Below are 12,662 nucleotides of genomic sequence, written 5' to 3' on the forward strand. Positions count from 1 at the left end.
TGGGGAACTATGGAAAAATGCAATCTTTCCGCGTTTCTGAAAGACTAATTTTTATAGGCGTTCTTGAAAATCTGGGCTTTTCAGGATAATATCAGGAAGAGGCGCAGATTTTAGCTCCGGTTACGATTTTCAGCAGGGAGCCAAGGGCAAGGGATCTCAGGGGCGGTTTTTGCAGGGCGATTTTTCAAAATAATCTAAAGGCGTAAAATTATCTGTATTTCAGAATATTTTGTGACCTGTTACCTTGTTTTCATAAGTTTATTGCCGAGATTCTTTACAGCCAGAATGCAATGGGATAAGTTTTCAAGGGACGAGAATGCATGCTTCCGGTAAATACGGACATATGAGGATATATGATTTCCATTGCCGTTTCTCGGCTTGTTATTAATAATCAGGGGTTTTTATGGCTGATATCAAATACGAGATTAAAGAGCACATCGGGGTTCTTTCTGAAAATAAAAAGGGCTGGCGCAAGGAGGTGAATCTTATCTCCTGGAATGACGCCGCTCCGAAGTATGACATCCGGGACTGGGCTCCGGAGCATGAAAAGATGGGAAAGGGCGTTACTCTGACCGCAGAGGAGGTAACTGCTCTCAAAGATGTACTGGCAAAAATTGCCGGCTGATTTAGCGGCTTATCAGTCAGTAAGGCCTGTTTCCGGGGGCTTGCCGGAAACAATACTCTGTTCTCCCGGAGAACCGCAGCTCTTATGACTGTCACAATCCCAGGCACTTTCGGTTGAAGCCATCCGGAATGCCTGTTTTTATGTGCGCGAGGATGGGGTATGAGACACAGACTCAGCAGTGAAAAGGATCTGGCAATTGAACTTGCTTCCCGGGGAGTATCTTCCTTCACCGAAGTGGTAGGCGGACCGCCATCATGGTTCCACGCGTGTTTTCATTATTTTGTCTTTGCGGCGTTGAGTTTAATTTTAAATCTTGCAATGTTTTTTGATTTTTACGCTGTTCAGCTTTCCAGGTTTACCGGAAATTATGCCGAAACCGAGGCCACTGTGGTGAGCGTGTTATCAGAGGTAGTGACAAGCAAAGAATATGATTGGAACCAGCGTCGTTATGTTAAGCGGAAAACGATTCGGTGCTATACAAAGGCCGTTTCAGATGACGGCATAGAATTCAATTTTAACGGAATTGATTACGGCAGAAGCAAGGGCAGTAAAATCAGAATTAATTATTGGAAGAATCATCCCGTTTTCGCCTATACCGATGTTAGCTTTCATTATAAAATTTTATACGGACTTGTCATGCTTGTTTTATATGGCATATTCTTTTGGTCATTGCATGGCTTGTTCAGATGGCGCCAGATGCGCCGCGAGCTTTATCTGCCTGTGCGGAAAACCTCTCGTTATGAGGTCAGAACAGTATTCCATAACCATAGTTCCCATGAGGTATATGCCTCTGTTTACCAGTATACCTTTCCTAACGGCGCGAGTATTCATTTTCGGGGTATGTGGACGCTCAGTAAGCCTGAAGGAGAATCTGAGAATGATTATAAAGAGTTCAGAGTTTATATGATTAATCCTGATAATCATAAAAACAATACATACTATATCAAATCAATTCGCCGTCAAGTATGAAGCTCTTATATAAATCACAATCCCAGGCTCTTCCGGTAAGCCATCCGGAATGCCTGTTTTTATGCGCGCGAGGATGGGTATGACATACATAATCAGCAGCGAAGAGGATCTGGCAGATGAACTGGCTTCCCGGGGAGTGTCCCCCTTCACCAAAGTGGTAGACGGCGAGCCATCCTATTTCCCATGTGTTTTTCCTCTTTTGATAGCGGCGATAGTTTTAATTGTCTATATTGCAGTGTTTTTTGATTTTTACGCTGTTCAGCTTTCCAGATTTACCGGAAATTATGCCGAAACCGAGGCTACAGTGGTGAGCCAATCATCCCATTCAAGGGTACACGATCATCATCGCAAGCGCGGCCATTCCACTAAGTCGTCAACGACGCACTATACTACATATGCCGTTTCTGATGACGGCACTGAATTCATTTTTAAAGGAACTTCTGATTACGGCGGCAAGGGCTTCAAAATCAAAGTTAAATATTCGAAGGCCAATCCCCGACATGCCTATGTTGATGCGCCTTGGAGTTTTTCTGATCTTTTAGGCGGATTTATCATGCTGGGTCTCTTTGGCGCGCCCATTGGGGTATCGTATCTCGGGTTCAGATGGAATCGGAAATGCCGGGAGATTGCTGAAGGAGATCTTTATCTCCCCGTGCGGGAAACCTCCCGTTATGAGGTCAGAACAGTACGACACAAGCATTCCCGCCCGCATAAGCAATATGCCCCTGTTTACCGGTATGCCATGCCTGACGGCCCGGATCTTCTTTTTCAGGGCATGTGGACGCGCGAGATGCCTGAAGGAGAACCTGCGAATGATTATAAAGATTTCAGAGTTTACATGATGGAGCCTGAGAATCCCGATAACAATACCTATTTCATCAAATCAATTCCCCGTTAAGTATGAAGGGTTATGATGGCCTGAATGTTTTCTGCTGATTCGCAGTCTTTCCCCTGATGGCGGAGGAGCGGCGGATGGCATCTCGGAAGCTAAACCGGGAATGCGGCGAGAAAAGCCATTTCCCGGTTCCGGCTGCCTGTCCCGGAGTGTTGCTTTCTGCTCTGAATGGTCGCTGTTCCCGGCTTTTTCATAAGCCATCCCGAAAGGCCGTTTTTTATGAGGAAGTGTCTATGGCATACATAATCAGAAGCAAAGAAGATCTGGCAAGGGAACTGGCTTCCCGGGGAGTGTCGCGCTTTACCGATGTGTCAGGCGGCCCTTCCTATTTGTTATGCGGCGTCCTTGCTGCGGCGGCGGTGTTATTACTGCTGATTCATGCGGCGGCTTTTTCTGATATTTACGCTGTTCAGTTTTCCAGATTTACCGGAAATTATGCCGAAACCGAGGCCACTGTGGTGAGCCAGTCATCTGAGGTCGTGACACACAGACATCATAGAAAGCACGGTCGTACCACCACCACTAAAGAGACGCGCTATCAGACAAAGGCCGTTTCAGATGACGGCGCTGAATTCATTTTTAGCGGAACTCATAATTACGGCGGCAAGGGCGGCAAAATTATAATTAAATATTCGAAGAGCGAGCCCCGGAATTATTATGTAGCTGCTGATTTTTTTCATATGCCCTCTGACCGGTCTTTTGGATTGGTCATACTGATCTTTGCCGTTTTGACTTTTTTTGGAACATATGCAGCGTTCAGACAGAACCGGAAATGCCTGATGGCTGTGGCAAGAGGTCTTTATCTTCCCGTGCTGGAAACCTCCCATTGCGAGGAAAGAACCGTGCAAACCAGTACGTACTCCCGCAGGCACTCGCATAATCGTTCCCATAGCGGTCCCCATAAGGAATACGCCCCCATTTTCCGGTATGCCATGCCTGACGGCACGGAGCTTCTTTTTCAGGGAAAGTGGAGCTGCGAGTGGCCGGATGGAGAAGCGGCGAATGAGGATAAAGAATTCCGGGTTTACATGATGGATCCTGAGGATCCCGATAACAATGAGTACTTCATCAAAGAAATCCCCCGTAAGGTCAGAGCGGATCCGGGGGTATGAGGATCTGGCAGGTATGAGGATCCAGGGGCTTGTTTTTTGACTCTGAACAGTTTCAGCTGGGTCGGAAGTTGCATTTGCCAGTTTTTAATAAGCTGTCCTGTAATGCCGGTTTTTAAGTTTTAAGGAAATGGTTATGATATTCAGCTTTGGCAGCAACCGCCGACGGCAAAAACGGCGGCGGGGGGATAGGATAAACAGCATCAGAAGCGAAGAGGAACTGGCAAGGGAACTGGATTCCCGGTGCGTCTCTCCCTTCACTGATGTGAATGAAGGACACACTTCCTTCTGGGAACTTTGTACCGGCTTGGATTGGCTTATTTTGTTCGTTCTGCCAGGGGTGTTTTTATTTTTCCATATTTTCTTTTTTTGGGATATTTACGCTGTTCAGCTTTCCAGAATTACCGGAAATTATGCCGAAACCGAGGCCACGGTGGTATCATCGTCATCCCGCGCGGTAAAACACACATGTGATACTGTCAACCACAATTGCAGTCCGAGTGTATCGATTGTGCATTCTGTTAACGCAGTTGCAGATGACGGCACAGAATTCCATTTTTCAGGAGAGTGGATAGATCACAGCAAGGGCTCCAGGATAAGGGTTAAATATTCGAAGAGCCATCCTGTTTTTTCCTACGTTGATGCTGGTTTTTGGCCTATGTTAGGAGACAGATATCCAGGATTGTGGGTGCTGCTTCCTTTTGCTTTTTTTTGCCAGACTGGCCTTTTCGATAATGTATCCGTTGTTCATATGTAACCGGATGAGCAAGAAGGCTGCGGCAAGAGGTCTTTATCTTCCCGTGCGGGAAATCGACAATTATGAGGAAAAGACAGAGAGTGAACCTAACGAATATGCTCCTGTTTACCGGTATGCCATGCCTGACGGCACGGAGCTTCTTTTTCAGGGAATGTGGTCGCGAACTAAGCCCAGGGGAGCGGTGGCGAATGATCATGCAGACTTCAGAGTTTACATGCTGGATCCCGAGGATCCCGAAAATAATGAGTACTTCATCGAAAAAATACCCCGTCAGGTTAAGACATGCCGCATCAAAAGCGAAGAGGAACTGGCAAGGGAACTGGCTTCCCGGGGCGTCTCTGCCTTCACTGAGGTGAGAAACAGCCATATTTCAATTCGCTTCCCTTATTTTCACCTTTTCCTGGCGGCGTTTTTTTTAATTCTCTATATTTTAATTGACAGTCCAAAAGCGGCGTTTCTGCTGCTATTATTTGCAGCTGTAGTCATGATGACCTTTTTGGAGTTCAGCAAGAACCGGGACTGTCTCAGATGGAACCGGAAGTGTCAGACGGTTGTGGCAAGAGGTCTTTATCTACCCGTGCTGGCGACCTACAGTTATGAGGAAAAAATAACTCGCCGCGATGTTTATGACGGCTGTGATTATGACCGTGTCCGGTATGCTCCTGTTTTTCGGTATGCCATGCCTGATGGCACGGAGCTTCGTTTTCAGGGACTGTGGTCGCGAAATAAGCCTAAGGGAGAGCTGGCGAATCACCATACAGAGTTCCGAGTTTATATGATGGATCCCGAGGATTTCAATGACAATAGGTATTTTATCAAAGAAATACCCCGCCAGAGCAGAGCGGATTCGGTGGTATGAGGCTCCGGAGTGTGATGATTCAGGGGATGATGGTCTGAAGGATTTCTGCAGATTCGCCGTCTTTCCTGCGGCGGAGGGAGACCGGCTGAAGATGGGGGCAGTCATCCCGGCATCTGCATCGGGAAAGCTCCGATAAAAGCCATATTCCGGATCCGGTTCCCTTATTTATACCGGAGTCTTGTTTTCCGGTTCTTAACAGTACAAATGCCGGCTCTTTCATAGCCATCATGAATGCCGGTTTTCAGAGGAGAAGCGTTATGACATACCGTATCAGCAGCGAAGAGGAACTGGCAAGGGAACTGGCCTCCCGGGGCGTCTCTCCCTTCACCGATGTGACTTACTGCGACACTTCCGCTTCCTTATCCTGGTTCCTGCTTTTTCTGGGATCAGTGCTTTTCATTGTACATGTCTGGGTGTTTTTTGATGTTTATGCTGTTCAGTTCTCCAGAGTTACCGGAAATTATGCCGAAACCGAGGCCACGGTGACGGATCAGTCATCCCGCACAGTTAAACACAAATGGCATAATCACAGCCACCATGGACACCATAGACGTACCACTACGACTACAGAGACCCGCTATTCCGTCCATGCTGTTTCAGATGACGGCACGGAATTCAATTTCAGCGGAAGCGTAAGTTACGGCGGTGATGGCTCCAGTCTCAAGGTTAAATATTCCAAGGCTAATCCCCAGCTTGCTTACGTTGATATGGATCTTGTGACGATGCTTTTTGATAGGTTTCCCGGGGTGTTTGTGCTGTTCATCAGTGTTCTGGTGTTTTGGGAAGCCCTGGCAGCGTACAGATCGGGCCGGAAATGCCAGGATGTTCTGGACAGAGATCTTTATCTTCCGGTGCGGGAAAGCTCCCGTTATGAGATGAAAACAAAAAGAACCAAAAAGCGTACCTATAAGGAATACGCTCCTCTTTACCGGTATGCCATGGCTGACGGCGCGGATCTGTTTTTTCAGGGGAAGTGGTCGGGAAAAAAGCCTGAAGGAGAACCGGCAAATGATAGTAAAGACTTCAGAGTTTACCTGATGGATCCCGAGAATCCCAAAAACAACAGGTACTTTATCAGGGAAATCCCCCATCAGTTTGAGGGCCTGGAGGAGTTCAGCTGAGGGTGGTTTTTCAGGTGATGGCTTTTTCCGGAGATGGCGGGAGGCGGTATGATTGACTGGCATCCGGCAGCCCGGCAAAAACCTGAAAAGAACGGGAGAATCATGAGATCTGCAAGAAAGCTGGAGCCCCCGCCCCAGACTCTCGGAACATGAACACATATGGAACACATAGGAGAACAAATGAACGCCGCGGAATCCTGCAAATGTCCCGCCTGCTCTGACAATCTGGTATTCAGCATTGCGGAAGGGATCCTGGTCTGTCCTCACTGCAATGCTTCATATGATATTGAGGGGTATGACAGCGCCCGCCGGAATAACGGCGGTTCCCCGCAAAACGCCGCGCCCCGGCCTCAGGACTGGATCTGTCCGGACTGCGGCGGGACTGTTTCCGCTGCCGTGCGGGCATTCACCGAATCCTGTCCCTTCTGCGGCGCCGCCATTACGGGGCCGCGGCCGCGGGGAGACGACCTGAACCCGGATCTCGTGATCCCCTTTGCCAGGGGGCGGGAGGCCTTTTTCCAGAAGTTCCGGGAGTATTGCGTAAAGCACCCGTTTATTCCGGATGACTTTTCCAAAAGCATCCTTCCTGCTGACATCCGCGGGGCGTATCTCCCTTTCTTTGTTTATGATGCCGAGGTCAGGGGAGAGCTTTCGCTGCACGAATACAGCCAAAATCAAAGGAATCATCACGTCGGGCGCCATCTCGTCGGGGATTACAGCCTGAACCTTAAAGGTTTTCCGGAAGCGCTGGCATCCATGCCTCTCCGGGATCCCTCCGGTAAGGATCGGCCCTGGAATCTTTGTCTGGAGCCTTGGGATCTTGCAGAGGCCCGCGCCTTCAGCAGTTCGTGGTGCGCCGGACTCCGGGACAAACTCGGCGATACCTCCGGAACAGAGATCCTTAAAGCCAATAAAGCTCCTGACTATAAGGGCGTTAAACAAAGGATCGTGAACCTGTGCGTAAGACTCCTGACCAGGTGGCGGTGCCATGATGTCGATTCCAATGCTCTTGCCATAACTCCCCGGAGTATCAGAAGCGCTCTTTTTCCGGTCTGGCTGATCCCCGTCCGGTATCATGACAAAACATACCTTTCCGTCATGAATGCCAGCACCGGGAAAACAGCGCTGTACGTGCCCCGGAGCTCCTTCAAAAGCTACTCGGCAGCGCTGGGTTTCGGGATTTTCAATGCCGGGCTTACGATGCTCTCACACGGCGTCCTGATGTTTTGCTGGCAGGAACCCCGCTATGCGCTTCTGGCCGCTCTGGGCTTTCTGCTTTACGTGCCCATGCTGGCGCTGGTTTATCTCACCTGCCTGAAAACCTATTTCTTTTGCAGCAGTCATTTGTTCAAGGGCAATATTTCCCTGTTTCTGACCTCCATGACGGCTCTTGCTGCCGGACTTCTGATGGCATACAGCTTAACCGTAATGTTTGGAGCAGGCAAAGCATCAATGATTCCGGGTTTTGTCGCTTTCGCGGGGTTTGTCGCTTTCGTGGTATTTGCGCTGTCATTCGGGCTCATTCTCGGGGGCGAAAAATTTATAAAGGCCTTCAATGATGAAGGGCTTTTCCAGACTGCGAAGCCCTTCGGCGTCACCCGAGATCCGGACAGACGCGACATGGACAAAAACTATATCGACCTCCATACCAGCAGTGTTGACGGGCAAGCTTGCTATCAGGACTTCTCGGAACCGCTCCCGGATCCTCTGGAGGACTTTACTCCGGAGACGTACTCATGAAGTTTTCAGGGAAGGCTTATCATGAGACGGAGTTTTTTCGCTTTACAATAGAGTGGGCTTTTTAGGAGTATCCCTTTTTTTAATTATTAGCAATTAAACGCAAAATATCAGTTTTTTTAGGAGGCAGTATGTTAGAGTATGGTTTATATGAGTCTCTCATTAATAGTTTTATTGCTCGAGAATTAAATAATGATCAACTGCTTTCAATCACCAAAGACATTGACAATGATGATTCTTCAAGGATTTTGTCGCGGTATTTGGCTCATGTGCTTGAATTGGGATTCAATAATTGCGAGGGCGGATTGCAGGCAAAAATTGATCTGGCTAATTGTATTATTAAGGATATAGTTAAGTATACCAGCGATAATTTTTTAGATTACCGTGTTTTAACTCCGGAGGAAGGAGATCCTAAGGTAAAGCAACTTTTGTCAGTTCAGAAAAGGCTGAATAATGTTGCCTCAGTTAGCAAAATTAAAGAAATAAGACCGTTAACATCATTGGTAGAGTCTAGTTTGTTTACAGGATCTTCAAATGAACCGCAGGTGTTTACCGAGCTTCAAAAAGAAATACGTTCATCAGATAGAATTGACATGATAGTGTCTTTTATTAAATGGACCGGTATACGACTTATAATTGATCAACTCAAGGAGTTTACCAATAACAAGGGCGGTAAATTAAGAATTATCACTACTTCCTACATGGGAGTTACTGAACCTCGTGCAATCGAAGAACTATCTCAGCTTGAAAATACAGAAATTAAGATCTGTTATGAAACTAAAAATATTGGCTTGCATGCTAAAGCTTATGTTTTTCATCGTAATACCGGCTATTCGACAGCATACATAGGTTCTTCGAATCTTACTTCCAAGGCAATAACCAGCGGATTGGAATGGAATTTAAAGATAACTCGTAAAGATTTACCGGATACTTTTGCTAAAATTCAAGAAACATTCGATATATATTGGAATTCAGATGTTTTTGAGACATATTCATCTGAAGATAAAAATCGCTTAAATGAATCTCTTCTGGCTGAAAGGAATTCGCAGAGAGGTTCAAAATTTGCTGATGCGGTGTATAATTTTGATGTAAAGCCATATTATTATCAGCAGGAAATTCTGGATAAATTAGAGGCAGAAAGAGAGGTTCGCGGTTTTTACCGAAATTTAGTAGTTGCTGCAACTGGTACTGGAAAAACTATTATATCTGCTCTTGATTACCGTAATTTCTGTGCGAAGAGTCGTGATAGTATTAGACCAAAACTCCTTTTTGTTGCCCATCGTGAAGAAATTCTTAAACAGAGTGTAGGCACTTTTAGAGCAGTTTTAAAGGATGCAAATTTTGGAGATCTTCTTACAGGGATGTACACTCCGGAAAGTTTTAATTATCTCTTTGTTTCTATCCAAAGCTTTAATTCAAAAAAGTTGACAGAGAAAATTGCCTCTGATTTTTATGATTTTATTATAGTTGATGAATTTCACCATGCAGCAGCACCTTCATATCAAAATTTACTAAATCATTTTAAACCACGTGTTTTGCTTGGACTTACGGCGACACCTGAGCGTATGGATGGAGGAAATATTTTACAATATTTTAATAATCGTATAGCTGCTGAAATCAGACTTCCTGAAGCAATTGAAAAGGGTCTCTTATGTCCATTTCAGTATTTTGGTATAACAGATGAAGTTGATTTGAGTAATGTTAAGTGGGCAGCTGGCGGTTATGATAGAACAGAGCTTTCAAATATTTTTTCAATGAAAACAGAAATTGCCAATAGAAGAGCTGAAGCGATATTAAAGAGTCTTAATTACTATACTTCTGATCTGTCTCAAGTTAAGGGCCTTGGTTTTTGCGTTTCTGTTGAACATGCGGAATTCATGTCCAATTTTTTTAATAAGTATGATATTCCTTCATTATCTTTAACAGGTGATACTGACAAGGAAAAAAGAAGTAATGCACGTGTGTTATTACAAAGTGGTGAATTAAAATTTATTTTCGTGGTTGATATTTACAATGAAGGTGTTGACATTCCAGAAGTTAACACTGTTCTATTTTTGAGACCCACAGAATCGCTGACAGTATTTTTGCAACAATTAGGACGTGGTCTTAGACTTTCAGATGGCAAAGATTGCCTTACAGTTCTTGATTTTATTGGTCAAGCCAATAAGAAGTATAATTTCGAGGACAAGTTTCTTGCGCTTTTGACTAAAACAAGAAAGGGAATTACAGATGAAGTCAAAAATGGTTTTTCCTCTGTACCTAAAGGATGTTACATAAAACTTGAAAAGATTGCGGCCGAATATGTTCTTGCAAACATTAGACAGTCATATAGCAATTATAAAGGTATTATATCCAGGATTTTAAGCTTTGAAGATGATACTGCTAAGGAACTAACCCTTACTAATTTTCTTAACCATTATCATATGAGTCCTAAACTTTTGTACAAATCGAAATTATCATTCAGCAGGATGCTTGTTCAAGCTGGAAAACTTAATGATTTTGATGATCTGATTGATGGATCGTGCTGGTATAGGATGTCAGGAATAAATTCAAGAAGGTGGATTAAATTTTTGCTTGATACTTTGCCTGGCTTTGATACAGAGAAGTTGCGAAATCTTAATATTGCCGAAGTTAGAATGTTAAGGATGTTTTGCTATACTCTTTGGGATTTAACACGAAATGATTTTGATAATGGTGATGTATCTGCTAAACTTTTATCCCTCGTTAATAATTCGGTTGTTTTAAATGAAATTATTGAACTTTTAAAGTTTAATTTAAATCGTATTGACTTTGGTGACAAGAATGTTCTTGCTGATTCTAATATACCATTAGATTTGTATTGCTCTAATTCAAGGGATCAGATTTTAGCTGCTTTTGATGATTTTAATCCCCATGCAATGCGAGAAGGTGTGAAATATTATGATAAATTCAAAACTGATATCTTTTTGATAACATTAAATAAATCTGATAAAGAATATTCGCCCTCTACCAATTATCACGATTATTCCATTAGTGAAACTCTTTTTCATTGGCAAAGTCAAAGTACTACTTCTATAGATTCTCCAACGGGAAAGAGGTATATAAATCATGTAAGTAAAGGTAATATTATTCTTCTTTTTGTAAGAGAATCAAAGTCGAGTAGTATCTCTTCATTTACAGAGAACTATACTTTTCTTGGTAAAGCAAGACATGTATCACATAATGGCAGTCGTCCTATAAATATTATCTGGCAGCTTGAAGAACCCATACCTTCAAAATTTATCAAAACAACCAGCAAATTGATGGTTGGTTAGCTTATAATGTAATAAGGTTAGAATTTCTGATTATGATTTGAAGAAAAGTGTAATATTACTCGGTTTAACCATGATGTGTTGATATATTGTACTATTGGTATTCTGATAAATTCAATGTGCCTTAGGAATGATTCCAGAAACTCTTGCCTATTTTATTATGTTTAACCTACTCTGATGCTGCCGGATCGCGGAAATGAGAAGCCTCATTAAGCCTCTTGAATGCTTCTGAGAGATGTTCCAGGAACTTCCCGACAATCGGGGTGAATTTCTGATATTTTCGCCAGATGAGATATGACGGGGTGGTAAGCTCCGGATACAGCGGAATCCATGTGAGTCCGTTTTCCGGGCTGGTGTTCACCAGTCCCTGGTACGATAACATAACGGCGACCTGCTCTTTGACAAACACGGAGCCGTTGTAGGCCAGATTGACCGTATCCGTAACCTTAAGCTCCTTTGCCCGTTCGCCGCACCAGCCGGATATTTCCTCTGAGAGCCCCTGGGTTGAGACGATGACGTTATACGGCAGCAGATCCGCGATGGTGATTTTATTAAGGGCGGCCAGAGGATGATCGCGCCGCGCTACGATGCCCCACCTGTCGTCAGCCGGGTAACGGATGCGGTCGTATTTCCCGGTATCTGGTAATCCGGAAATTATGACAAAATCAAGGAGCCCCTGATCCATCTTCTCGGTTACCTGTTCGGTCATGCCGCTAATGAGATGGCAGCGGAGTCCGGGATGCTTCTTTCGGAATGCGAAAAGCTCCCGGGCGAAGATATCCATATGACAGGATTCCGGTGCTCCCACATGGACATCCCCGCCCATAATATCTTCCAGGTCCTTGAATTCCTGTTTGGTCTTGTCCACGAGGGAAACGATGTCCTCGGCTCTTTTCTGGAGCAGGAGGCCTTCTTCTGTAAGCCTTAAGCCGCTGGCGATCCTCTCAAATAGCGCGCAGCCGAATTCAGCCTCCAGCTCCTTCATCTGCTTGGAAAGGGCGGACTGAGAGAGAAATACCATCCCGGCAGCCCTGGTAATGTTGCCGGTACGGGCCACCGCAAGAAAATTCCTTAAAAGTTTCAGATCCATATCAGCTGTTTCTCCCTGACTGTTTTCTCTGCCGGTTCACCCTTTAAATACCCCCGGCGTTTCTGTACCTCAGGTATTCCAAAATGGAATAATGCTCCATGAATTTTTATCAATTGCTATTATACGATGAGTCCTCTATAGTTAGAAGTACAGGGAGAGCGGGAAAGGGAAGCGGTTCGGAAAAGTACTTGAAGCATCAGGAGTTCTCCG

General features: G+C 44.9%; 10 protein-coding genes. 9 read left to right on the top strand and 1 reads right to left on the bottom strand.

Translation table 11 applies throughout. The features are described from left to right. Positions 1-403: 403 nt before the first annotated feature. The 9 genes from ACJROR_RS06335 (at position 404) to ACJROR_RS06375 (ending at position 11,365) form a co-directional block, all read left to right on the top strand. On the top strand, positions 404-625 hold the full coding sequence (locus ACJROR_RS06335) for a YdbC family protein (protein ID WP_406038786.1): 222 nt from the start codon (positions 404-406) through the stop codon (positions 623-625). A 159-nt stretch (positions 626-784) separates the two neighbouring features. After that, positions 785-1,594 carry a hypothetical protein gene (locus tag ACJROR_RS06340; RefSeq protein WP_406546367.1) on the top strand — a complete coding sequence of 270 codons (810 nt, stop codon included), beginning with the start codon at positions 785-787 and terminating at the stop codon, positions 1,592-1,594. A gap of 79 nt (positions 1,595-1,673) precedes the next feature. Beyond that, positions 1,674-2,492, top strand: a complete 819-nt coding sequence (locus tag ACJROR_RS06345) for a DUF3592 domain-containing protein (protein ID WP_406038790.1) — start codon at positions 1,674-1,676, stop codon at positions 2,490-2,492. Positions 2,493-2,722: 230 nt separating this feature from the next. Then, a complete protein-coding gene (locus ACJROR_RS06350) occupies positions 2,723-3,601 on the top strand; it encodes a hypothetical protein (RefSeq protein WP_406038792.1) in 879 nt (292 codons plus the stop codon). Positions 3,602-3,734: 133 nt separating this feature from the next. Beyond that, positions 3,735-4,355 carry a hypothetical protein gene (locus tag ACJROR_RS06355; protein ID WP_406546368.1) on the top strand — a complete coding sequence of 207 codons (621 nt, stop codon included), beginning with the start codon at positions 3,735-3,737 and terminating at the stop codon, positions 4,353-4,355. A gap of 4 nt (positions 4,356-4,359) precedes the next feature. Continuing rightward, complete coding sequence (locus tag ACJROR_RS06360; protein WP_406546370.1) at positions 4,360-5,214, top strand: hypothetical protein; 855 nt, start codon at positions 4,360-4,362, stop codon at positions 5,212-5,214. A gap of 257 nt (positions 5,215-5,471) precedes the next feature. Further along, positions 5,472-6,335, top strand: a complete 864-nt coding sequence (locus ACJROR_RS06365; protein WP_406546371.1) for a DUF3592 domain-containing protein — start codon at positions 5,472-5,474, stop codon at positions 6,333-6,335. 180 nt (positions 6,336-6,515) lie between these two features. Further along, positions 6,516-8,075, top strand: a complete 1,560-nt coding sequence (locus tag ACJROR_RS06370) for a hypothetical protein (protein WP_406546373.1) — start codon at positions 6,516-6,518, stop codon at positions 8,073-8,075. A 128-nt stretch (positions 8,076-8,203) separates the two neighbouring features. Then, positions 8,204-11,365, top strand: a complete 3,162-nt coding sequence (locus ACJROR_RS06375) for a DUF3427 domain-containing protein (RefSeq protein ID WP_406546374.1) — start codon at positions 8,204-8,206, stop codon at positions 11,363-11,365. A gap of 166 nt (positions 11,366-11,531) precedes the next feature. On the opposite strand, the gene ACJROR_RS06380 is transcribed toward ACJROR_RS06375, so the two are convergent. Continuing rightward, positions 11,532-12,452, bottom strand: coding sequence for a LysR family transcriptional regulator (locus ACJROR_RS06380; RefSeq protein ID WP_406546375.1), 921 nt, complete (start codon positions 12,450-12,452; stop codon positions 11,532-11,534). Positions 12,453-12,662: the final 210 nt, after the last annotated feature.

The sequence above is a fragment of the Succinimonas sp. genome (assembly GCF_045225735.1).
Taxonomy (GTDB): Bacteria; Pseudomonadota; Gammaproteobacteria; order Enterobacterales; family Succinivibrionaceae; genus Succinimonas.

Excerpts from the sequence above, each read along its gene's own strand:
- ACJROR_RS06360 (WP_406546370.1), top strand. The coding sequence starts at position 4,360 with ATGAGCAAGAAGGCTGCGGCAAGAGGTCTTTATCTTCCCGTGCGGGAA.
- ACJROR_RS06345 (WP_406038790.1), top strand. The coding sequence starts at position 1,674 with ATGACATACATAATCAGCAGCGAAGAGGATCTGGCAGATGAACTGGCT.
- ACJROR_RS06355 (WP_406546368.1), top strand. The coding sequence starts at position 3,735 with ATGATATTCAGCTTTGGCAGCAACCGCCGACGGCAAAAACGGCGGCGG.
- ACJROR_RS06375 (WP_406546374.1), top strand. The coding sequence starts at position 8,204 with ATGTTAGAGTATGGTTTATATGAGTCTCTCATTAATAGTTTTATTGCT.
- ACJROR_RS06380 (WP_406546375.1), bottom strand. The coding sequence starts at position 12,452 with ATGGATCTGAAACTTTTAAGGAATTTTCTTGCGGTGGCCCGTACCGGC.
- ACJROR_RS06350 (WP_406038792.1), top strand. The coding sequence starts at position 2,723 with ATGGCATACATAATCAGAAGCAAAGAAGATCTGGCAAGGGAACTGGCT.
- ACJROR_RS06335 (WP_406038786.1), top strand. The coding sequence starts at position 404 with ATGGCTGATATCAAATACGAGATTAAAGAGCACATCGGGGTTCTTTCT.
- ACJROR_RS06370 (WP_406546373.1), top strand. The coding sequence starts at position 6,516 with ATGAACGCCGCGGAATCCTGCAAATGTCCCGCCTGCTCTGACAATCTG.
- ACJROR_RS06365 (WP_406546371.1), top strand. The coding sequence starts at position 5,472 with ATGACATACCGTATCAGCAGCGAAGAGGAACTGGCAAGGGAACTGGCC.
- ACJROR_RS06340 (WP_406546367.1), top strand. The coding sequence starts at position 785 with ATGAGACACAGACTCAGCAGTGAAAAGGATCTGGCAATTGAACTTGCT.